Raw genomic sequence first — 20799 nt, forward strand, 5'->3', positions numbered from 1 at the left:
GGTCATTTCAGCAGCCGGGACAGCCGGCGGTCGGCCAGGGGCTTGCCGCCGGTCTGGCATGTGGGGCAGTACTGCAGCGAGGAGTCGCTGAAGGAGACCTCGCGGATGGTGTCCCCGCACACCGGACAGGGCTGCCCGGTGCGGCCGTGCACCTTCAGGCCGGTCTTCTTCTCCGCCTTCAGCTCGGCCGCCGCGTGGCCGCGCGAGCGCTCGACGGCCTCGCGCAGGGTGGTGCCCAGCGCCTCGTACAGGTCGGCGGTCTCGGCGTCCGTCAAGGTGGCGGCGAGCTTGAACGGGGACATGCGGGCCGCGTGCAGGATCTCGTCCGAGTAGGCGTTGCCGATGCCGGCGATCACGCTCTGGTCCCGCAGGACGCCCTTGACCTGCCGCCGCTCGGCGCGCAGCAGCCCGGCGAAGGCCTGGAGGGTGAAGGCGGGCGACAGCGGGTCGGCGCCCAGCCGGGCGATGCCGGGGACGTCGGAGGGGTCACGGACGCAGTACACGGCCAGGCGCTTCTGGGTGCCCGCCTCGGTCAGGTCGAAGCCGTCGCCGCCCTCGAGGCGCACCCGCAGCGCCAGCGGCCCCTTGCCGGGGCGCGGCGGAGCCTGGGGCAGGCTCTCGCGCCAGTGCAGCCATCCGGCGCGGGCGAGGTGGAAGACCAGGTGGGGGCCGTCGTCCGTGGCCAGGTCCAGGAACTTGCCGTGCCGGCGCACAGCCGTGACCGTACGCCCCTCGACGGCGTCCGGCGGCGGGTCGTAGGTCTTGAGGACGCTCACGGCCGCGGGCATCACGCGTTCGATCCGGCGTCCGACGAGGTGCTCGGTCAGATACCCGGCGAGGGCCTCGACCTCCGGAAGCTCCGGCATGGCTCCAGTCTCCCGCAGCACGCCGGGGCGGCAACTCAGTGCACCGGCGCCGCCCAGTCGATGCGGTAGCCGGTGAGCCAGTTCAGCACCGTGCGGGGGTCCTTCGTCATGCGGCGCTCCACCTCGGCGTCGCGCTCGCGCCGCTCGTCGGCGGTGCGGGCCCGGCGGCCCGCCATGGCGGCGCTCAGGGCCACGACCCGCTCGACGCGCTCGCGGCGCAGCCGCTCGTACGCGCCGAAGGCGCGCGCGGCGGGAAGGTCGCGCAGGCAGCGGGCGAGCACCACGCCGTCCTCGATGGCCAGGGAGGCGCCCTGGGCCGCGTTGGGGGCGGTGGCGTGGGCGGCGTCGCCGGCCAGGACCATGTGGTCGTCGTGCCAGACGGCGGTGCTGGGAAGGTCGTAGGCGTTGACGCCCACGATGTCGTCCCCGGCAGCCGCGACGATCTCGGCGGCGCGGGTGCCGTCCTCGGCGAAGACGGCGGCGACGCGGCGGCGCCACCGGTCGGGGGTGACGGCGGCGAGGGTGCCGCGGGGCAGCTCGGGGCCGGGGATGTTGGCGAACCAGAAGGTGGTGCCGTCGGGGGCCGTGGTGCAGCCGAGGAGGCCGCGCCGGCCGTAGTACATGCGGTAGGTGCGCGGCGGTGGCGCGTGGGCGGCGTCGCGGGTGCGGCCGCAGACGGTGATCTGCCCGGTGTGCCGGGGCGGGGGCGCGGCCGGGTCGAGGAGGACGCGGGTGCGCGAGCGAATCCCGTCCGCACCGATGACCATCGTGCCCTCGGCGCGGCTGCCGTCCGCGAAGAGCGCCACGACCGTCCCGCCGGGCCGGACGGCGACGTCGACCAGGCGCTTGCCGTACTCGACGCGCACACCCCGGCGGACGGCCTCCTCGCGCAGCACCCGGCACAGCTCGGCGCGCGGCAGGGTGCGCGGCGCGAACCCCGCCTCCCACGAGCCCGCCAGGGCCCGCCGCCCGAGCGGCCTGCCGGTGTCGCTGACGAACTCCACGGCCTCGGCGGCGCAGGAGGCCTCGCGCACCGGCCCGTCTGCGCCGATGGTGCGCAGCGCGGCGAGGCCGTTGGCGAAGAGGGTGAGGAAGGAGCCCGCGTTGTCCGTCTCCGCCGGGGACGCCTCGTACACGCTCGCCTCGATCCCGGCCCGCCGCAGCGCCATCGCGGTCACGGGCCCGGCGATGCCACCGCCGATGATCAGGGCACGGTCCATGGTGTGCCGTCCCAACTGGTCGGTCCGGTCGAACACTTGGCCCGACATAACCACGCGGGGTGCGTCCCGTCCAGAGCGCGGCTAACCGCTCAGGGCACGGGCCAGGTAGGGCGCGGTGGCGCTCGCGGTGGACCGCGCCACCTGATGCGGGGTGCCGAGCGCCACCACGCGGCCGCCCTCGGCTCCCCCGCCGGGCCCCAGGTCGACGACGTGGTCCGCGCCCGCCACCACGGCCATGTCGTGCTCGACGACCACGACCGTGTTGCCCGCGTCGACCAGGCCGTGCAGCTGGCGCAGCAGCACCTCGGTGTCGGCCGGGTGCAGCCCGGTCGTGGGCTCGTCCAGGACGTACAGGGTGTGGCCGCGGTGGGTGCGCTGGAGCTCGGCGGCCAGCTTGATGCGCTGTGCCTCGCCGCCCGACAGCTCGGTGGCGGGCTGGCCCAGCCGCAGGTAGCCCAGGCCGACCTCCCGCAGGGTGCGCAGGCCGCGGCGCGCGGCGGGCACGTCGTCCAGAAAGGCGGCGGCCGCGTCGACGGTCATGTCCAGGACGTCGGCGATGCTCGCGCCCCGGTGGGTGATCTCCAGCGTCTCCGGGTTGTAGCGCGCTCCCCGGCAGGCGTCGCACGGCGCGTAGCTGCCCGGCAGGAACATCAGCTCGACGGCGACGAACCCCTCGCCCTGGCAGACCTCGCAGCGCCCGCCCGCGACGTTGAAGGAGAACCGGCCGGCGGTGTAGCCGCGGGCGCGGGCCTCGTCGGTGGCGGCGAAGACCTTGCGCACGGCGTCGAACAGGCCGGTGTAGGTGGCGAGGTTGGAGCGCGGGGTGCGGCCGATCGGCTTCTGGTCGACGCGCACCAGCCGGTGGACGGCCTCCAGGCCCTGCGCCGTGCCCGTGCCCACCGGTTCCCCGCCGTCCAGGTGCGCGGCGACGGTGTCGGCGAGGGCCTGCCCGACGAGGGTCGATTTGCCCGAGCCGGACACGCCGGTGACGGCCGTGAAGACGCCCAGCGGGAAGTCCACGTCGAGGTCGCGGAGGTTGTGCCGGGTGACGCCGCGCAGCCGCAGCGCCCCGGAGGGCTCGCGGGGCGCGCGGGCGGGCGCGGCGGCCGCGCCGGGGAAGAGGAAGCGGCGCGTCGAGGATTCGGTGACGTCCGCCAGGCCGTCCACCGGACCGCTGTAGAGCACCCGCCCGCCGTGCTCCCCGGCCAGGGGGCCGACGTCGACGATCCAGTCGGCGCGGCGCACGACGTCCATGTGGTGTTCGACGACGAACAGCGAGTTGCCGGCCGTCTTCAGCCGGTCCAGGACGGTCAGCAGTGCGGCGCTGTCCGCCGGGTGCAGCCCGGCGGACGGCTCGTCCAGCACGTAGACGACGCCGAACAGGCCGGAGCGCAGCTGGGTGGCCAGGCGCAGCCGCTGCAGCTCGCCGGCCGACAGGGTCGGGGTGGGGCGGTCCACGCTGAGGTAGCCCAGGCCGAGTTCGGTGAGCACCTCGATGCGGGCGAGCAGGTCGGCGGCGAGCGTCGCGGCGGCGCCCTCGCCGGCGGCTGCCGGGCGCAGCGTGCCGGCCAGCGCGGTCAGTGGCAGCGCGGTCAGTGCGGCGATGTCCCGCCCGGCGAAGGTCACCGCCAGCGCTTCGGCCCGCAGCCGGCGGCCGCCGCACTCCTGGCAGGGGCCGCTCACCAGGTGCCGCTCGGCGCGTGCCCGCAGCGCGGGGCTCTTGGAGTCGGCGAAGGTGTGCAGGACGTAGCGGCGCGCGCTCATATAGGTGCCCTTGTACGGGCGCTGGATGCGTTCGGCCTCCCGCACCGGGTGCACGGTGACGACGGGCTGCTCGTCGGTGAACAGGATCCACTCGCGGTCGGCGGCCGGCAGCTCGCGCCAGGGCCGGTCGACGTCGTGGCCGAGGGCGTCGAGGATGTCCCGGAGGTTCTTGCCCTGCCACGCGCCGGGCCAGGCGGCGATCGCCCCGTCGCGGATGGACAGCGACGGGTCGGGGACGAGCGAGTCCTCGGTGACGGTGTGGACCTGGCCCAGGCCCTGGCAACGGGGGCAGGCGCCGGCGGCGGTGTTGGGCGAGAAGGCGTCGGAGTCCAGCCGCGCGGCGCCCTCGGGGTAGGTGCCGGCGCGGGAGAAGAGCATGCGCAGGGAGTTGGAGAGCGTGGTGACGGTGCCGACGGAGGAGCGCGAGGTGGGGGCCGACCGCCGCTGCTCGAGCGCGACGGCGGGCGGCAGCCCGGTGATCTCCTCGGCCTCGGGGGCGCCGGCCTGGTGGATCAGCCGCCGCGCGTAGGGGGCGACGGACTCGAAGTAGCGGCGCTGGGCCTCGGCGTAGACGGTGCCGAAGGCGAGGGAGGACTTCCCCGATCCGGAGACGCCCGTGAAGACGACGAGGGCGTCGCGGGGGATGTCGACGTCGACGTGCTTGAGGTTGTGGGTCCGCGCTCCGCGCACGTGGACGTAGGGGTCGTGCATGCGCCCGATGCTATGCGGCCGCCCTCGGACGCCGGGGTCCGGCCCGCGGACCCCGCGCGGCCCGGACCGTCCGGGACCGGGACCGGCGGCCGCCACGGACGGGTGATCGGCGCCCGACACGCTGACGTGATCAGGGGACGTGCGCCACGATGCACCCCCTGGCAGAGCGAGCAACCGTGGAAGTGACGGGATGGCCCATGTCCGACACCGACGCCGACCCGCTGCTGCGGATCGCCACGGCGATCGACCGCGAGCGCGACCCCTCGTCCCGGTCCTGCCTGACGTGCGGCGGGCCGACCCGGGTGGTGGTCAAGGAGCAGCCGGGCGGCGGCGGCACCCCGGTCGTCAGCGTGCGCAAGGAGTGCGTGTCGCTCGGCTGCGCCCGCTCATGAGGGCGTGAGCGCCCGGCCGCCGAAGCCCCGCTCGCCGTCGGCCGCGTCGCGCCACCACCGCTCCAGCGCCTCCTGGTCCATGGCCGCCCAGTCGGGCGTGGCCTGGACCTGCGCCCGGCCCAGCCTGCGGGCGAGGGCGACCATGGCCCGGCCGCCGGGCGAGCGTTCGGCGTCGTAGGCCGCCACCGCCTCGTCCCAGGTCCCGGCCCGGCGCAGGCAGCGTTCGAGGACCGTGGCGTCCTGCAGCGCCTTGACCGCTCCGCTGCCCGTGTGGGGGCGGGCGACGGCCGCCGCGTCGCCCGCCAGGACGAGCCGGCCCTCGCCGTAGTGCGGGACGGCGAGGTCGTACAGCGGCTGGACGGTGGCCTGGGAGCGGGGGGTGCGGGCGACCAACTCCCGCCAGTAGGGCGGGAAGTGCTCCTCGACGACGGCGGTGTGGTGGGCGACGAGCTCGTCGGTGACGGTGCCGGGCGGCAGGCTCGTCGGATCGCGCGGCACGAAGGCGGAGGAGGGCGGCGGCGGGGCGTAGAAGACCCAGTTGGCGCAGGTGCCGGTGGAGCCGGGGCCGGGGATGCGGTAGGCGATCATATGGCCGCCGGGGAAGGTGACGGTCGCCGCCTCGTCCTCGGGCCAGGCCGTGGGCGGACCGGGCAGCGCCCCGGCGGGCACGGTGCCGCGCCAGGCCAGGTAGCCGGCGTAGGCGGGCACCGTGGCGGCCCGGGTCACGGCGCGTACGACCGAGCGGTAGCCGTCCGCGCCGACGACCAGGTCGAAGCGCTCCGCGCGCCCGTCGGCGGTGTGCAGCACGGCCCCGTCGGGCTCGGGCAGCACGCGCTCGACGGCCGCGCCCTGGCGGTAGTCGACGGACGCCGGGATCCGGGCGCGTAACTCGCGCCACAGCGAACCCCAGTTGTAGGAGCGGAAGGGGAACGGCACCTGCCCCAGCCGCCGCCCGGACCGGCCGCCGCCGTCGCGGGTGAGCCAGCTGCGACGGGTCAGGCGCACCCATGGCATGGCCGCGTCGACGTAGCCGGCGGCCTCCAGTTCGGCGTAGCGCTCGTCGTGGACGGCGAGGCCCAGGCCCCGGTCCCTGAGCCCGCCTGCCGCGCGCTCGTAGACCACGACCTCGTCCGCCCCGGCCCGGGTCGCGGCCAGGGCCGTGGCGCAGCCCGCGATGCTGCCTCCCACGACGGCTATCCGTCCTCCGCGCATCCGCTGCCCCTTCTTCTCGTCCGCTTTTCGGTTTCGCTGCACAGATCTTGACTGTCCGTCGGGCGGACCACCAGAGTCTGCGACACCCCGCGGGTGATGGACGGGTCGGGCGGGCCGGTGCTACGAGTGCAGTGGAACGAGGAGAGAGGGCTGACCGCCATGGCAGATCCGGCAACAGGGTTCGTGCGGCGCATCGGGCCGTTCCAGGCGACGGCCATCAACATGAGCCAGATGTGCGGTATCGGCCCCTTCATCACCATCCCGCTGATGGTCGGCGCGTTCCGCGGCCCGCAGGCCGTCATCGGCTTCGTGGCCGGGGCGGTACTGGCCCTGGCGGACGGGCTGGTGTGGGCGGAGCTGGGGGCCGCGATGCCGGGCGCGGGCGGCAGCTACGTCTACCTCAGACAGGCCTTCCAGTACCGCACCGGCAGGCTGATGCCGTTCCTGTTCGTGTGGACCGCCATGCTGTTCATCCCGCTCGCCATGGCCAGCGGCGCGCTCGGCTTCGTGCAGTACCTCGGCTATCTGTGGCCCGGCATGACGCGGACCCAGGGCAACCTCGTGGGTCTGGCCGTCATCGCGCTGGTCGTCGCGCTGCTGTGGCGACGGGTCGAGAACATCGCGCGGATCACCACCGTGCTGTGGGGCGTGATGATCCTCTGCGTCCTGCTGGTCATCGTCGCGGCGTTCACCCACTTCGACCCGGGCATGGCCTTCACCTACCCCGAGGGCGCGTTCGCGGTCACGACGTCCGGCTTCTGGATCGGCTTCGCGGCGGGCCTGACGAACGGCATCTACGACTACGGCGGGTACAACACCGCGGCCTACCTGGGCGCCGAGATCAAGGACCCCGGGCGCACGCTGCCCCGGGCGATCGTCTTCTCCATCCTCGGCATCATGACGATCTACCTGCTGGTCCAGATCGGCGTCCTGGGCGTGATCGACTGGGAGGAGATGACGAAAGAGGATTCGCCGGCCTACGCCGCGGTGGCCGCCGTCATGCTGGAACGGACCTGGGGCCCGACAGCCGCCGACGTCATCACGGTGCTGATCCTCGTCACCACTTTCGCCTCGCTGTTCGCCGGGCTCCTCGGCGGCTCCCGGGTGCCGTACGACGCGGCCCGGGACAAGGTGTTCTTCCGCTCCTTCGCGAGGCTGCACCCGGTGCACCGCTTCCCGGTGCTGCCGCTGCTGTCGATGGGTGTCATCGCCTCCGCCGGCTTCCTGATCGGCCGGTACACCAGCCTGATGACGATCATTCTGCTGCTGATGACGGTCATGGTGATCGTGCAGGCGCTGGCCCAGATCGTGGCGCTGACCGTGCTGCGCCGCCGGCAGCCGGGGCTGCGGCGGCCGTACCGGATGTGGCTGTACCCGCTGCCGAGCCTGGTGGCGTTCGTGGGCTGGGTGGTCATCTTCGGGTACGCGGACAAGAACTCGCCGGGGCACCATCCCATCGAGTGGTCGCTGGCCTGGGTCGGCGCGGGCTGTGTGGCGTTCGTGCTGTGGGCGGCGTACGAGAAGGTGTGGCCGTTCGGGCCGCGTGAGATCAGCGAGGAGTACCTGCGCGACGGTGAGCCCGGCAGCGGTTCCGGTGACCGTCCCGGCAGCGGTCCCGGCGGCGGTCCGGACGGGGAGGCCGACGGCGACGCCGGGCCCGACAGCCGGGAGCCCGCACCCGCCTGACGGGGTGTCCGCCGGCGGTCGCCGTCCGGCCCGGACTCCGCCGGGCGGGCCGAACGGTGATAAAACGGCACCCATGCCCTTGACCACTGCTCCTCCCCCGCCCGCCCCCGCCGCCAAGCCGCGCAAGCTGCTGTGGCACCGCCTGATATTCGGGCTCTGGTACCGGCCCGTCGAAGTGCTCGACGAGGCGCGCGACCGGGGCGTGTGGGGGGCGGCGGCGTTCCTGTCCCTGCTGTGCGGCGCGCTGGGGACACTGGCCAAGGACTCCTTCTGGGGGCAGTGGCGGTTCAGCCCGCTGCTCGCCCTGGAGGCGATGGCCATCGGCTCGGCGGTGATGCTGCTGGCCAGCTTCCTGCTGGGGGCCGTCACGCACGCCATCGCCCGCCGGCTCGGCGGCAACGGCCGGTTCGCCCCGACGGCGAGCCTGTTCGTCGTCCTGTTCTGGACGAGCGACCTGCCGCGGCTGGCCCTGGACACCTGGATGGCGGCGGGCTCCGTCCCGGTGCGCGCGGCCGCCTCGGTGACGGCGGCCTTCGGCTGCGCGCTCGCCGTGCTGCTGATACGCGGCCAGCACCATCTGCCCACGCACAAGGCGGTGGCGGCGGTGAGCATCCAGATGCTGGCGGCGGTCGCCCTGCTGAAGTTCCCGCCGGGCAGCGGCTGATCCGGCCGACGCGTGTGCGAGCCGGATGGCGAAGGCCCGCCCGGTGCGACGGGGGATGCACACCGGGCGGGCTCGAGGACAGTTCTACCTCATCAACGATGGGTTATGCATCAAAAATCTGTTCGGGTTGCCGATTGCCAGCGCACCGGGAGCGAATTCAGGCCACGTGCGCGGATGGCCGGACGCCAGGTCAGCGACTCCCTCGGAACGTCGAGTTCCAGTTTTTCGAAGCGCTCCAGCAGCGCCGCCAGCGCCGTCTCCGTCTCCATCCTGGCCAGCGGGGCGCCCAGGCAGTAGTGGATGCCGTGGCCCATCCCGAGGTGCCCGGACGTCTCCCGTCGCAGGTCGAGGCGGTCGGGGTCGGGGAACCGGTCCGGATCCCGGTTGGCCGAGGCGAGCGAGAGCAGCACGGTCTCGCCCGCCGGGACACTCACTCCGCCGATCTCCACGTCCTCCAGCGGGAAGCGCCGGATCGCCAGCGGAAGCGGCCCGTCCCACCGGTTGAGCTCCTCCACGGCCGCTCCGAGTCCGTCCGGATTCGCTCGCAGCTCGCGCAGGAGTTCGGGATGGTCCAGAAGGGCGAGGACGCCGTTGGCGATGAGGTGGACCGTGTTCTCGTAACCGGCGAACAGGATGAGGAAGGCGAGCGAGGTCAGCTCGTCCTCCGAGAGCGCGTCCTGCCCGTCCCGGACGGCTATGAGGTCGGAGAGCAGGTCGTCGCCGGGCTCGGCGCGCTTGGCGGCGATGAGGCCGGTGATGTACCGCATCAGGCCGCCGATCGCCTCCTTCATCAGGTGCGGCCGCTCACGGTCGGGGGTGACCAGCGCGTCGGTCCAGGCCCGGAAGTCGCGCCGGGCGTGCCGCGGGACGCCCAGCAGATCGCAGATGACGACGATCGGCAGCGGTCCCGCGTAGGTGGCGAGCAGGTCCGTACGGCCGGTCCCCTCGGCCTCGATGGCGTCGAGGAGTTCGCCGGCCGCCTCGCGGACGGGGGCGCGGAGCCTGTCGACGCGGCCGGGCGTGAAGGCCTTCGCCACCAGCCGGCGCACCCGGGTGTGGTCGGGCGGGTCCATGTTCAGGAGGTTGGCGTCCAGCGCGGGAGGCAGTGCGAAGCCGCTGTAGTTGCCGGGCAGGGCGTTGCTCCTGTCCAGCGACAGCCGGGGGTCGGCGAGCGCCCGGCGGACGTCCTCGTAGCGGGTCACCACCCAGGCGGGCAGGCCGTCGGGGCCGATGAGGCGGTGTACGGGTCCGGCCTCGCGGAGCGCGGCGTAGGTGCCGTAGGGGTCTGCTGTCAGCGCTGTGACGTCGATGGGCTGCATGGCATCCGACTCTAGGCGGTGTCTCCCAGGGGTCGGTGACGGTCCGTCCGCACTGGCGGCGCCGGGTCCGTACAGATCGGCGATCTGTACGGACCCGGCGCCGGCCGGTGTCGCAGGCGGCCTTGACCCCCGTCCAGGGCCGCCTCGTCCGGTCCGCGCGCCGTCAGGGACGGCGGGCCGCGGTGATCTCCCGTAGTTCGTCGAGCACGGCGTCGACCATCGGGTCGTGGAAGACGTCCGCGACGCGTGCCAGGTGCTCGTGCTCCTCGGCCGGATCGGCGCTGACCGTCATCACCACGCTGTCGGCGTGCGGTGCCGCCACATGGCCGGTCACCTGGTTGGCCAGACCCCGGCGCAGGGCGGCGGCCTCGACGACGGCCGCCGTTCTGCGGTCGTCGAGGGCGGCGTCGCCGGCCTTGCGCCGGGCGATGTCCAGGGCGGCGGGCTCGACGTGGCGGCGGACGCCGCGCTGGATGTCGCGGATCTCGGCCATCTGGCGGTTGGCCCGCCACTCCAGGTCGGCCAGCGGCCAGCGGGACGTCCAGCGGGAGCCGGGGATGGTGACCTCCGGGGCGTGCGCGGTCACCTCCTGCCACAGCGGGTCCAGGCGGCGCAGCCGGCGCCAGGCGGCCGCCCGGGGGCCGACGGCGGGCAGCGAGAAGCCGAGCAGGACCAGCAGCGCGGCCACCGAGGCCGTCATCGGGGCGATGCCGTTGGAGAGCCAGTACACGTCGTGCCCGGCCCAGGTCAGGACGAAGCCGGCCAGCTTGCAGGCGCAGTAGACCAGGCCCAGCCAGCAGCCCGCCGCCAGGGTCCGCAGGCCCTTGGCGAGCCAGGAGCGGCCCAGCTGGGCGGCGTAGCGCGGGCACAGGTAGCCCAGGCCGGCCAGGCTGGTGCCGAAGATGGCCAGGTAGAGCACCAGGAAGGCGACGACGCCGGGTGCGTGGGCGTAGGCGGTGCTGAAGTCGCGCGGGTGCTCGACGGCGTCGGGGCGTCCGACGGCGAAGCAGACGATGGCGACGGTCCAGGTCACCGCCACGGCGCCCACCGCGTACCGGGACCGCATGGCGGCGCGGGCGTGGGCGGCCTCGTCGCCGCGGCTGGTCCAGCGCAGCAGCAGGACGGTCGCGCCGGAGGCGAAGAGCACGACGGCGGAGTACAGGAAGACCATGGCCAGGTTGGCCACGCCCGTCAGCCGGTCGAACGCGCGGTAGACGCTGGGCGCGGAGAACAGGAAGACGATGGGGACGCCGGAGGTCATCAGGGCCGTCAGGCCCAGGTCGACGTTGCCGCGGTCGCGGAACCAGGCACGGGCCTTGTAGCCGACGATCGCCCAGGTGACGGCGCTGAAGGTCAGGTAGAGGACGTCAAACACCGGTGGCGCCCCCCTCCCGCAGCTGCTGGCGCACGTGCTGGAGGGCGGGGCCCAGCGAGGCGGCGAGCTCCGCCGCCTGCCCCTCGAGCTCGGCCTCCTGGCCGGGCGGCGGGGGCACCACCTTCGCCATGAGGAGGGTGCCGAGGATCTCGGTCTCGCGCTCGGTGAGGTTGTCGTAGCAGTGGTGGCGGGCCAGGCCCATGGTCAGGCCCATGCGCCGCATGGCGGTGGCGACGTCGACGGACGGCGTCCACACCTTGAGGGCGTCCTCGGTGACGGCGGGGTCCTGGTCGTGGCCCAGCAGCAGGTGGCCGATCTCGTGCAGCACGATGTGCACCTGGTGCCAGGGCGAGGTCTTCTGCTCGTAGACGACCCAGTACGCGTCGTCGGTGGTGGCCGTCATGCCGGAGACGACGCCGTCCAGGCTCATCGGCACCAGGTGGATGGGGCGGCCCACGCGGCGCGCGACGGCGTCGCACATGCCCTGCAGATCGGTGGACGCGGGCAGTGCGAGCTCGTTGATGAGCTGCTTGCACCGGCGACGTATCCGCCCCACCCGCATGCTTGCACCGTCCTCGTCCTCGGTACGCCGCCAGTTAGTGAAGAGCCGGTCCTCCGCCAAGACGGTCACGGGCGCTCCTCACCTCCCGCGCCGGGCGGGTCGGACGGAAGGTTCATCTGCTGTCGGAACTGCGAAATGATGGTGGTGAGGCTGTCCTGCACCTCGGGCGGCAGGCCCACCGAGCGCAGGGCGATGGCCCGCACGCGCTGGTCCCGCATGGCGACGAGGAACCGGACCTCCTCCTCCACCCGTTCCGCCTGGGAGTCCGACAGGTCGCCCATCAGATAGCCGACGGGCACGGCGAAGAACTTCGCCAGCGCCCGCAGGACGTCCGGGCTGGGGTTGGCGCGCTTGCCGTTGCGCAGCATCGACAGATACTGCTCGGTGAGGGTGACCTGGCCGTACTCCTCCCCCTGGCTGATCTCCTCCGCCACGTGCCCGTTGGTGTACGGCGCCCCCGGCGGATGCATGTTCGCGAACAGGTAGTTGAGCCGCTGCGCGAGCGGGCTGCCCGCGTCACCTGCCGAAACCGGCCTGTCCCCCCCGACTGCCATCTGCCCCGTCCTTCGAGCGAGCCGTGTGTGCCTGTGCCAGACGGCCTGACGGGCCATCACGGCCAGTTAAGCCCGGTGCACGCCGCGAAGGCATCCTGTCATGGGAGCAACCCCGAGCACTAGTCCGCCGCTGGTAACGAGCGGGTGAACGACTTAACCACGAGTTGAGGACCGCCCGAGAGGGCGTCGCTCAGCGCGGATTCACGGTGATGTCCCGGCCCTGGTAGAGGTTCCGCACACGGGCGTTGCCGGAGACGTTGTTGACGACCGTGCTGTGGTCGGTGGACACGGTCACGGCCCTCGATTGTTCCTCCCACCGTCGGTATTCGGCCGCGAACACCTCGTCCTGGAAGGCGCGTCCGTACAGCAGCGCGGCCAGCGCCTGGTTCTGGCGTTCGCTGTCCGGTTCCAGCGGCAGCGGGACGGCGGGGGCGGCCGCGTCGTCCGCCGCGTCGCGGTCGCCCCGGCCGAACGCGCGGCGCGCGAGGTCGGCGAGCGAGCCCCACGCCTGCCGTCCCGCTTCCGTGCCGACGGAACCGGCGGCCGCCGTGACCGCGGTCGTGATCGCCTCGAGAGACAACGGATCGACCATCTGCCCACTCCCCACCCCATGGGCCGCACGGCCCGGACGACGCACTGCCGCCTCAGGCTATGGCACGCTCGCCCCGTACGTGCCCGTCACGTCGTCCGCGCTCCGAGGAGGAACCGTCATGTGGTTCAGGAGATCCACGTGGTTCGCGCACAGACCCGCCGCCCTCCGGGGCGGTGCCGTCGCCCTGCTCGTGGGGCTGCTGACGGCGACGACCGCAGGGCCGGCCGCCCCGGCGGTGCCGTCGGCGGTGCGGTCGGCGGTCCCGTCGGCCGCGTCCGCCGACGCGTACTGGACCGCCGACCGGATGCGGGCCGCGCTGCCCGCCGCGCCGGCGGCCCGGCGGAGCGCGCCCGCGCCACGGTCCGGCCCGGTACCGCCCAGCCGCCCCTTCGACGGGCTGCCGCAGGTGGGCACGTTCTTCTGGACCGACGGCCAGGGCACCGGCCGCTTCTGCGGCGGCACGGTCGTCCGCAGCCCGCACCGCGACCTCGTCGTCAGCGCCGCCCACTGCCTGCTCTCTCCCGACTCGAGGAAGAAGCTGTCGTTCGTACCGCAGTACCACGACCGCCTCAAGCCGCACGGCGTCTTCCCGGTCGAGCTGATCTACATCGACCAGCGCTACCACGACCTGGGGACCGACGGGGGCGCGCGCTGGGACTTCACGGTGGTGCGCGTCGGCGAACGGGCGGACGGTACGCCCGTCCAGCGCGCGGTCGGCGGCTTCGACCTGGCGGTCCGGCCGGGGTACGAGCACGCCGACGTCCGGCTGATCGGCTACCCGGGCAACAGCGACACGACGTACCCCAAGCCGCTCGACTGCCGCTCCTGGACGCACCGTTACACCAGCACCGACCCGAAGGCGCCCGGCGACTTCCTGGAGATCGCCTGCGCCGGGTACGTCGGCGGCACCTCGGGCGGCCCCTTCCTGGTGCGCGGACCGACCGGCTACGCGCTGATCGGCGTCATCGGCGGCTACCACACCGGGGGCGACTTCCCCGATGTCTCCTACAGCTCGTACTTCACCGAGGACCTGCTCGAGCTGTACCTGCGGGCCGTCGACGGCGAACCGCCGGCCGCCCCGTGACGTGCCGAGGGCCGCACCCGCGCGGGGTGCGGCCCTCGTTGCCCGTTTCCGGCTTGTCCCGCCGTTACGGACGGCGCCCGTGCCGGGTCAGGGTGTACCCGCCGACGGCCGCGAGCGCGCCGAGGACGGCGCCGCCGACGGTCCAGCCCCAGCGGCCCGACCACCAGCTTCCGTTCCAGCCGCTCTCCGGCTCGCTGACGGCGGCCGCGTGCAGCGGCGCGCCCAGCCGACCGCCCTCGGCGCGGGCGCCGCCCGCGTCCTGGGCGTCCACCCGCACCTCGGCCTTGACCGGCAGGCCGAGGTCCCGGTCGGGGGCGTCGACGACGGTGAGCCGCACGTAGTAGGCGCCGGGCAGCGGGTCGTTGGACCAGCGCTCGGACCACGGGCGCACGGTGCGCAGCGTGCAGCTCAGGGCCACCGAGGCGTCCTGGCCGGACGCCCGCACGGTGCGCTCGCCGGACGTGCAGGCCTGGCGGCGGCGCAGTCCGTCGAAGACGTCGAGCTGCCAGGTGGCCGCGCCGTGCCGGGCGGAGGCCTCCGGCAGGGTGACGGTGGCCTTCACGGTCGGCCGCTGGCCGGCGCCGGCGGGGAACTGCCAGTAGAGGTAGTCGCCGGTGGAGGCGTCGGCCGTGGCCTTGTGCCCCTGCTCGACCGCCACGGCGGTGCGGAAGTCGGTACCGGCCTCGGTGGGCGCCTCGTCGTCGGCCGCGGCGGCCGTCGCGGAGGCCGCGAGGCCGGCGAGGGCGAGCATCCCCGCGGTCAGCGCGCGTGTCGTACGTCGCATCAGTTCTCCCTCCACACCGCGATGCGCCAGCGGGCCAGCCAGCCCCACAGCAGTCCGGTCAGCAGGCCGGTCACGGCGAGCACGGCCAGCAGCACCCAGCCCCGGCCGAGGCCGAACGCGGCCAGGTCGGAGGGGTTGTCCGGCGCCTCCACCAGATCGACGGCGAGCTCGACGGGCAGACCCGGATCCCGCTTGACGGAGGCGGGCGCGGAGAAGGAGTGGGAGACCTCCAGACAGACGGTCCTGGCCTCCTTGTCGTCCTCGGCCTTCTTCCACAGCGGCAGGCGCAGCCCCGACGCCATCACATCGGTGCGCCCGCTGCCGGCGTCCGAGCCGCGCACGAGCTCCTGGCCGCCCTCGCCCACGGCGCGCACCAGCACTCCGTAGTCGCGGTCGACGGCGCGGTCGGCGGCCACGCTCGCCGAGGCGCGCAGCTCCTGGCCCGGCTTGACCTTGACGCGGTACCAGCGGTGCTCGCCGAACGTCGCCCGGTCGGTCCAGATCCCGGCACCGAGCTCGGGCGCGGACGAGCACGCGTTCGCGCCCTGCACCGGCTTGGGCGTCTCGACGGGCTTCTCGGCGCGGCGCACCAGCTGCTTGATGCGGCTGGAGAGCTCCTTGGTGTGGCGCACGGTGGTGTACGTGCCGCCGGTGGCCTCGGCGATGCAGCTGAGCTGCTCGCGGGTCTTGTCGTCCTGGGCCAGGCCGAGGGTGTCGACCGTCAGGTGGGTGCCCTTGGCGGCCAGTTCACGGGCGACGTCGCACGGGTCGGGCAGCCCGCAGGAGTCCTCGCCGTCGGTGATGAGCACGATGCGGCGCGTGCCGCCGTCCGTCCCCAGGTCCTGGTCCGCGCCGCGCAGGGCGTACCCGATGGGCGTCCAGCCGGTGGGCCGCAGGGTGGCCACGGCCGCCTTGGCCTCGGTCCGGTTCACCTTGCCGACGGGGTAGAGCTGCCGGCTGTCCCGGCAGCCGGTCGCCTTGTCGTCACCGGCGTAGTCGGCGCCGAGGGTACGGATGCCGAGCCGTACGCCGTCCGGCACCGCGTCGATGACCTCGTTGAACGCCTGCTGCGCGGCGGCCATGCGGGTGCGGGTGCCTCCGTCCACGTCCTGGGCGCGCATCGAGCCGCTGACGTCCAGCACCAGCTCGACCTTGGGGGAATCCTTGGGGGGCCCGTCGGCGGCGCCCGCCGGCGCGACGCCCCCGGCCAGGGCGGCGAGCAGCACACACGCGCCCACCGCCAGCCGTTTTGTGATGATCATCCGAGGATCCTAGTGATCCCCGGACCCGTCACCCAATCCGAAGCCGAGGTGGCCCCGCAGCCCCAGCAACGCGTCCAGGGAACGTCCGCCCCGGGCCCATTCGGCCAGGCGCTCGCGGTCGACGCAGTGGATGCCGTGGCGCTCGCCCCAGGCCCGCGCGTCGCGGGTGAAGCCGCCGTTGGTGACGACCACGGCGACATCGGCTCCGTGCACGGGTCCGGCGGTGCCCTTCACCTCGTACATCACGTGGGAGCCGACCCGGCCGCCGATCGCGGTGTGCTTGCACTGGGCGACGAAGACCCGTCCGGTGCGGTCGGTGCCGATGACGTCGGCCGCCTGGTCGCCCCGGCGGCCGACGTGCCGCGCGGCGATGCCGTCACGGATCATCAGGTCACGTACGGCCAGTTCGAACTGCCCCGGCGAAAGGGCGTCCACGTCCCGCAGGGACAGGGCGAGCGGCTCAGTACCGCGCAGGCGCCGGGCCCGGTACCACCTGCGGGCCCTGGCTGCGAGCGGCCACCCGCAGCCGATCACGAGGCAGGTGGGCAGCCATCCGTACGCAACCGGTCCGGCGAGCAGAGCGAGCAGGCGGCGGACGATGAAGGCGAGGAAGACGAGCGCGACGACGGCCGCCGTCGTCTCGGCCGGGGTACGGGGCAGGCGCGGGCGGCCGCCCGGCCGGGCCCGCCCCGGTATCACCGGGCCTCCGTGGAGCGGACGGACGGCGCGGGCGCGGGCTCCCGGTGGGCGTCCGGCTCCTCGGCCGTGCAGCCGTTCAGCAGGCCCCAGCCGAGGAACGCGGCGACCGCGAGGGCCGTCCATGTGCCGCTCGAACGGCGGTCGGGCACGGCCCTGTGCACCCAGTGTCCGCGCCGATAGTAGCGGTGCTCAGGCATCAGCTCTCCCTTTCCGTGGCGGTCATGGCGTGGATGCGCTCGGCGGTGGCCCTGGCGAGCTGTTCGCGCTCCTCCACCGAGAGCCGGTCGAGGAGGGCGCGGGTGATGTCGCGGTCGCGGGGCCCCGGTTCGGCGGGCCGGGGGTGGTCGGTGACCCATTCCAGGACCTTCTGCACCTCGTTCGGGTGGTGCAGAAGCCACAGGGCGGCGAGCGCGTCGGGGCCAGTACGGACCGCCTGGAGGTAGAACTCGTACTCCTCGCGCCGCTGCGGCGACCACAAGTGCGGCGGGGAACCGGCGGCGCCGGGCCCGGACGGTTCGAAGTCCGGCGACGTGGTCTCGGTGCGGCAGACCAGTCCGGTGCCCTCCAGGGGCTGCGGGTGCGACAGGTACTGGGCGATGTGCCAGGGGGTGAGTTCCTGGCCGGTGGCACGGCCGCGGGCGGACATGGTCTGCAGCAAACGGTCCAGGTGGCCGCTGACGGTGGCCCACGGGTCGCCGGGCCCGGGACCGTCGAGCACCGCACGGGACGGGTCCGCGACCCACCAAGTGATCTCCAGCATGGCGGGCTCGGCACCGACGGGCAGCTGCCACACCCCGCTGCGGGGACCGGTGTCGACGAGGTACGCCTCGGCGTAGCCGCCGGTGGCGGCCTTCACCAGGGACAGCCGCCCGGAGGGCTCGGATACGGCGCGGCCGTCGCCGTCGATCAGCACCAGTGCGATGTGGTCGGGATGCGACAGACGGAAGCGGACCAGCTCCCGAAGGGGGCCGCGCCGGCCCCGGGTCCACAGCGGTGCCACGCCGACCGGGTCCGGCACGGAGTACGGGGCGGGCAGGGTCGTGATGGTGGTCATGCTCGGCCTTTCACTGAAGGGTGGCGCGCCATGCGGCGAGGGCGCGGGCGGCCCGCAGGCTGCCGGGGGCGGGGTACGCGCGCTCGAGGTCGGCGAACAGCCGCATGACGCCGCCGCGCAGCCGTGGGGCCAGCGCGTCGGTGAGCCGCTCGACGGCCCGCGCGCGCCCGGGGTCGGTGTCCGCACGCCGCTGCCACTCCAGGAGCGCGGCGCGGGCGGCTTCGAAGCTCGTGGGTTCCATGAGCGCGGCCCGGACGAGTTCCAGGCCAGGGGGCGTGTCACCGGAATGCAGGTGGCCGCTCCACCACTCCCCCTGTTCCCTCGTGGTGGCGGCGGATTTCAGCAGCTGGGCGACCGCGGCACAGGCCGCGCGCCCGGCCGCCCCGGGCGCGCCGGACCATCGGGTGAGCGCGTCGATCACCCGGGGCCGCAGGGCGGGTTCGGCGAACAGCGCGTCCACGGCGCGCCGCACGGCCGAGTCGACGGCGGCGGAGCCGTCGTCGCGCGCCGTCACGATGGTGTGCAGCAGGTTCAGTGCCACCTCGGGGCGGGCCAGGCCGAACTCGGTGGCGCAGGTCAGCGCGGCCGTGCAGCGCAGCGACTCGGAGGCGGCACGGGACCAGCCCCGCAGCCGGTTCTTGACGGCGGTGGCGAGGACGGGATCGGCGGACGCGGCCCCGAAGGCGCGGGCCGCCATCCGCCGGTCGCCGGGCCGGTCCGAGTCCGCCAGCCGCTCGATGGGCGCGAGCGCCAGTGGGCCGGTACTCCACTGCGCGAACTGACCGAGGATGAACCCGGCCCGCTCGGCGCGCCGTTGGGCGTCGGGTGTCTGCCGGAGCCATTCCACGAGCAGTTCACCGGCGTCGCGGTGCTCGCGCCAGACGTGGTCGAGCACGGCCCGGCCTTGGAGGTGCCGGACGAAGGCCACTGGTTCGCTGAAGTAGCTGTGCGTGGAGGTGGTGCGCACCTCCCGGTCGGCGACGTGGGCCTCGATGGCGGTCAGCCGCTCGTGCCGGGAGCGGCGGAAGACGAAGCCGGGGTTGCCGGCCGGGGTGTCCCCGGTCTCCGGCGGGGGCACGACCGCGTCGAGCCGCCCGCCGGCGACCGCCAGCAGGCGCCGGGCCTCCTCCTCGACCAGGGCGTGGTCGAAGTGCTCGAAGACGCAGGTGGCCAGGAGGAGGGCGAGGTCCTGCGCGTCCCCCCGTACGGACGCGAGCAGGTGGGGTGCCCGGTCGGTCGCGTGCAGGCTCAGGTGCTCGCCGATGGCCTCCGGCGCCACATCGCCGTGCGCGACCCGGACGATCTCGGTGGCGATCTCCACGACCTGGGCCGGGGTGAGGGAGCGCTGCAGGGTCTCGTCGAGGAAGCCGGCCGGCAGGGTGTCGAGGAGGGCTTGCCGCCGTTCGAAGCCGGGGAAGACGGTGGCGAGCTTGGCTTCCAGGACCGCACGCGGGGGCGGTGGTAACGCCCGTACAGGTGCTCGTTGGAGCAGGTCCCGCAGATGGGCGACGACGGGCGGGGTGTCCTTCGTGACCACGACCATGCAGGCGTCCGCGTCGCGGAGCCGGGTACGCAGGGCGTCCAGCCCCAGCGCGTCCAGGGCGAGCACCCGGGACTCCAGCAGGCCGTCGACGAGGTAGCCCCGGGCCGTGGTGCTGGTCGCGGTCCACGTCGCCAGGTCGGCGTCGGCGTCGACGGCACGCAGGGCGAAGCCGGCGGTGTGCCGGTGCAACAGCTTGAGCGCGGCGGTCCTGCGCCCGCTGCCGACGGGGGCGGTCAGGAAGAGGAGACGGCCGCCGAGTTCCGCCAGCGCGGCGGGGAACCAGGGGGGTTCGGCGAACCCGCGCATCGCGAGGGCGGTGCTCTCGGCGGGTATGTCACCTTCGCGCCGTTCCACGGTGGGATGCGGGGGCGGCGGCCCGGCTGCCGTGCCGTCCCGGGCGTCGAGGTGCTGTCCGCCCTGTACGGTCCCGGCCAGGGTCACAAAGCTGTCCGTCAGGTTCCACACCATGACGGGCCGTTCCCCGCCGCCGAACAGCTCGGTGAGGTCGAGGTCGGCCGGGTTCACCGGACCGTTCCCTCGCCGGGCCGACCCGGGCCGTCGTAGTTGTTGATGTGCTGGCCGCCGTGCACGGTCCCGGGGTTCGAGATGAAGCTGCGGTCGTAGCGTGCGACCGGGGCGGCGGGCTGCTGTGCGGGGGACTCGGGGCGACCGGCGGGGCTTTCGCCCGCGCGCGGTTGTGCCTCGGCGGACGGGACGGCGTCCTCGCCCAGGATCCGCCGGTCGTAGAGGTTCCCCGAGGGGGCCGGTACGTACAGCCAGGCTCGCTGCTGGAAGTTCTTGCCCTCGACAGTGGCGGGGACCTCGATGAAGTGGTCGGGGTGGCGCCGGGTGTAGCCGGAGAGGACGGCGTCCTCGAAGACCCGCTGCGAGACGATCGCGGCAACCTGCGTGATGCTCTCGCTCGACGCGGAGAGGATGGCCCGTACCGGCCGGGAGTCGAGCAGCCGGTGGGTGTCGTTGCGAGGCGTGCCGTTGCCGTCGCCCGGTCCCCCGCCGTCGGGGAGGGGGCCGACGTGAAGGCTGGCGCGCAGGCGCAGCCGTCGGGTACCGGTCGCGTGGATGTTGTAGTCGGTCAGCACTTCCTGGAGTTCGGCCAGAAAGGGGTGGATGACGCGCGGCAGGGCCACGGGGTCGAAGCCGAGGACGAATCCGTCGCCGGTGTTGTTGGCGAACCTCTGCTCCGCCCACAGCTGCCGCAGGCCTGCACGGTCGAGGGCGTGTTCCAGCAGCTGGGGAATGATCGAGGTGATCTCCACGTGATCGACGGCGGGCCTGCCGGTGAAGTCCTTCGCGTCGACGGCGAGGATGCCCCGGTAGGGCGGCAGGTCGCGGCTCACGCTCCACGGCTCGGGTCCGGTGGAAGGGATGTCGACAGAAGGCATGCGGAACTCCCTTGCGAAGAAAGGGCTTGGCACTCGGCACGCTCACCGTGCCG

General features: G+C 73.9%; 20 protein-coding genes. 4 read left to right on the plus strand and 16 right to left on the minus strand.

What is annotated here, in order from left to right:
* Positions 1-2 precede the first annotated feature (2 nt).
* Genes ACIG36_RS07495 through ACIG36_RS07505 form a run of 3 tightly spaced genes read right to left on the minus strand, consistent with a single transcriptional unit; the run spans position 3 to position 4561 of the window.
* Positions 3-866, minus strand: a complete 864-nt coding sequence (locus tag ACIG36_RS07495) for an Fpg/Nei family DNA glycosylase (RefSeq protein ID WP_399923464.1) — start codon at positions 864-866, stop codon at positions 3-5.
* 35 nt (positions 867-901) lie between these two features.
* Positions 902-2122, minus strand: a complete 1221-nt coding sequence (locus ACIG36_RS07500) for an FAD-dependent monooxygenase (RefSeq protein ID WP_399923467.1) — start codon at positions 2120-2122, stop codon at positions 902-904.
* Between the two features lie 45 nt (positions 2123-2167).
* Positions 2168-4561: an ABC transporter gene (locus ACIG36_RS07505; protein ID WP_399923470.1), complete on the minus strand. Its 2394-nt coding sequence runs from the start codon at positions 4559-4561 to the stop codon at positions 2168-2170.
* A 197-nt stretch (positions 4562-4758) separates the two neighbouring features.
* On the opposite strand from ACIG36_RS07505, the gene ACIG36_RS07510 reads away from it, so the two are divergent.
* Positions 4759-4953 (plus strand): hypothetical protein, encoded by a 195-nt coding sequence (locus tag ACIG36_RS07510; RefSeq protein WP_399923473.1) that lies wholly within the window; start codon positions 4759-4761, stop codon positions 4951-4953.
* Here the strand turns inward: ACIG36_RS07510 and ACIG36_RS07515 are convergent.
* Positions 4948-6165, minus strand: coding sequence for an FAD-dependent monooxygenase (locus ACIG36_RS07515; protein WP_399923476.1), 1218 nt, complete (start codon positions 6163-6165; stop codon positions 4948-4950). The genes ACIG36_RS07510 and ACIG36_RS07515 overlap by 6 nt on opposite strands.
* Before the next feature lie 159 nt (positions 6166-6324).
* On the opposite strand from ACIG36_RS07515, the gene ACIG36_RS07520 reads away from it, so the two are divergent.
* Positions 6325-7851, plus strand: a complete 1527-nt coding sequence (locus ACIG36_RS07520) for an APC family permease (protein WP_399923479.1) — start codon at positions 6325-6327, stop codon at positions 7849-7851.
* 73 nt (positions 7852-7924) lie between these two features.
* A complete protein-coding gene (locus ACIG36_RS07525; RefSeq protein WP_399923483.1) occupies positions 7925-8515 on the plus strand; it encodes a YIP1 family protein in 591 nt (196 codons plus the stop codon).
* A 110-nt stretch (positions 8516-8625) separates the two neighbouring features.
* Here the strand turns inward: ACIG36_RS07525 and ACIG36_RS07530 are convergent, their stop codons facing one another.
* From ACIG36_RS07530 to ACIG36_RS07550, 5 genes are all read right to left on the minus strand, one after another.
* Positions 8626-9834: a cytochrome P450 gene (locus tag ACIG36_RS07530; protein WP_399923486.1), complete on the minus strand. Its 1209-nt coding sequence runs from the start codon at positions 9832-9834 to the stop codon at positions 8626-8628.
* A 163-nt stretch (positions 9835-9997) separates the two neighbouring features.
* The gene (locus ACIG36_RS07535; RefSeq protein ID WP_399923488.1) at positions 9998-11209 is read right to left on the minus strand and encodes an MAB_1171c family putative transporter; all 1212 of its coding nucleotides are present in this window, start codon (positions 11207-11209) and stop codon (positions 9998-10000) included.
* The gene (locus ACIG36_RS07540; protein ID WP_399923491.1) at positions 11202-11840 is read right to left on the minus strand and encodes a hypothetical protein; all 639 of its coding nucleotides are present in this window, start codon (positions 11838-11840) and stop codon (positions 11202-11204) included. Before ACIG36_RS07540 ends, ACIG36_RS07535 begins: the two co-directional genes overlap by 8 nt.
* Positions 11837-12325: a helix-turn-helix domain-containing protein gene (locus tag ACIG36_RS07545; protein WP_399923494.1), complete on the minus strand. Its 489-nt coding sequence runs from the start codon at positions 12323-12325 to the stop codon at positions 11837-11839. The genes ACIG36_RS07540 and ACIG36_RS07545 overlap by 4 nt, the downstream gene beginning before the upstream one ends.
* Before the next feature lie 190 nt (positions 12326-12515).
* Positions 12516-12917, minus strand: a complete 402-nt coding sequence (locus ACIG36_RS07550) for a hypothetical protein (RefSeq protein WP_399923497.1) — start codon at positions 12915-12917, stop codon at positions 12516-12518.
* A 118-nt stretch (positions 12918-13035) separates the two neighbouring features.
* Between ACIG36_RS07550 and ACIG36_RS07555 the strand changes: the two genes are divergently transcribed.
* A complete protein-coding gene (locus tag ACIG36_RS07555) occupies positions 13036-14001 on the plus strand; it encodes a trypsin-like serine peptidase (RefSeq protein WP_399923500.1) in 966 nt (321 codons plus the stop codon).
* Positions 14002-14065: 64 nt separating this feature from the next.
* Here the strand turns inward: ACIG36_RS07555 and ACIG36_RS07560 are convergent, their stop codons facing one another.
* From ACIG36_RS07560 to ACIG36_RS07590, 7 genes are read right to left on the minus strand one after another with little or no spacing between them, the layout of a single operon-like run.
* Positions 14066-14785 (minus strand): hypothetical protein, encoded by a 720-nt coding sequence (locus ACIG36_RS07560; RefSeq protein ID WP_399923503.1) that lies wholly within the window; start codon positions 14783-14785, stop codon positions 14066-14068.
* Entirely contained in the window at positions 14785-16047 is a 1263-nt protein-coding gene (locus ACIG36_RS07565) for a VWA domain-containing protein (protein ID WP_399923506.1), read from the minus strand. Before ACIG36_RS07565 ends, ACIG36_RS07560 begins: the two co-directional genes overlap by 1 nt.
* Positions 16048-16056: 9 nt before the next feature.
* A complete protein-coding gene (locus ACIG36_RS07570; RefSeq protein WP_399923509.1) occupies positions 16057-16746 on the minus strand; it encodes a restriction endonuclease in 690 nt (229 codons plus the stop codon).
* Positions 16743-16943, minus strand: a complete 201-nt coding sequence (locus ACIG36_RS07575) for a hypothetical protein (protein WP_399923512.1) — start codon at positions 16941-16943, stop codon at positions 16743-16745. The genes ACIG36_RS07570 and ACIG36_RS07575 overlap by 4 nt, the downstream gene beginning before the upstream one ends.
* The gene (locus tag ACIG36_RS07580) at positions 16943-17800 is read right to left on the minus strand and encodes a hypothetical protein (RefSeq protein ID WP_399923515.1); all 858 of its coding nucleotides are present in this window, start codon (positions 17798-17800) and stop codon (positions 16943-16945) included. Before ACIG36_RS07580 ends, ACIG36_RS07575 begins: the two co-directional genes overlap by 1 nt.
* Before the next feature lie 10 nt (positions 17801-17810).
* Entirely contained in the window at positions 17811-19868 is a 2058-nt protein-coding gene (locus ACIG36_RS07585; RefSeq protein WP_399923518.1) for a hypothetical protein, read from the minus strand.
* Entirely contained in the window at positions 19865-20746 is an 882-nt protein-coding gene (locus ACIG36_RS07590) for a hypothetical protein (RefSeq protein ID WP_399923521.1), read from the minus strand. The genes ACIG36_RS07585 and ACIG36_RS07590 overlap by 4 nt, the downstream gene beginning before the upstream one ends.
* Between the last annotated feature and the right edge of the window lie 53 nt (positions 20747-20799).

This window comes from Streptomyces sp. NPDC053048 (genome assembly GCF_044547045.1).
Classification (GTDB): Bacteria; Actinomycetota; Actinomycetes; order Streptomycetales; family Streptomycetaceae; genus Streptomyces.

Coding starts and splice junctions, on each gene's coding strand:
- ACIG36_RS07495 (WP_399923464.1), bottom strand. CDS start 866: ATGCCGGAGCTTCCGGAGGTCGAGGCCCTCGCCGGGTATCTGACCGAG.
- ACIG36_RS07505 (WP_399923470.1), bottom strand. CDS start 4,561: ATGCACGACCCCTACGTCCACGTGCGCGGAGCGCGGACCCACAACCTC.
- ACIG36_RS07510 (WP_399923473.1), top strand. CDS start 4,759: ATGTCCGACACCGACGCCGACCCGCTGCTGCGGATCGCCACGGCGATC.
- ACIG36_RS07515 (WP_399923476.1), bottom strand. CDS start 6,165: ATGCGCGGAGGACGGATAGCCGTCGTGGGAGGCAGCATCGCGGGCTGC.
- ACIG36_RS07520 (WP_399923479.1), top strand. CDS start 6,325: ATGGCAGATCCGGCAACAGGGTTCGTGCGGCGCATCGGGCCGTTCCAG.
- ACIG36_RS07525 (WP_399923483.1), top strand. CDS start 7,925: ATGCCCTTGACCACTGCTCCTCCCCCGCCCGCCCCCGCCGCCAAGCCG.
- ACIG36_RS07530 (WP_399923486.1), bottom strand. CDS start 9,834: ATGCAGCCCATCGACGTCACAGCGCTGACAGCAGACCCCTACGGCACC.
- ACIG36_RS07545 (WP_399923494.1), bottom strand. CDS start 12,325: ATGGCAGTCGGGGGGGACAGGCCGGTTTCGGCAGGTGACGCGGGCAGC.
- ACIG36_RS07550 (WP_399923497.1), bottom strand. CDS start 12,917: ATGGTCGATCCGTTGTCTCTCGAGGCGATCACGACCGCGGTCACGGCG.
- ACIG36_RS07555 (WP_399923500.1), top strand. CDS start 13,036: ATGTGGTTCAGGAGATCCACGTGGTTCGCGCACAGACCCGCCGCCCTC.
- ACIG36_RS07560 (WP_399923503.1), bottom strand. CDS start 14,785: ATGCGACGTACGACACGCGCGCTGACCGCGGGGATGCTCGCCCTCGCC.
- ACIG36_RS07565 (WP_399923506.1), bottom strand. CDS start 16,047: ATGATCATCACAAAACGGCTGGCGGTGGGCGCGTGTGTGCTGCTCGCC.
- ACIG36_RS07575 (WP_399923512.1), bottom strand. CDS start 16,943: ATGCCTGAGCACCGCTACTATCGGCGCGGACACTGGGTGCACAGGGCC.
- ACIG36_RS07580 (WP_399923515.1), bottom strand. CDS start 17,800: ATGACCACCATCACGACCCTGCCCGCCCCGTACTCCGTGCCGGACCCG.
- ACIG36_RS07590 (WP_399923521.1), bottom strand. CDS start 20,746: ATGCCTTCTGTCGACATCCCTTCCACCGGACCCGAGCCGTGGAGCGTG.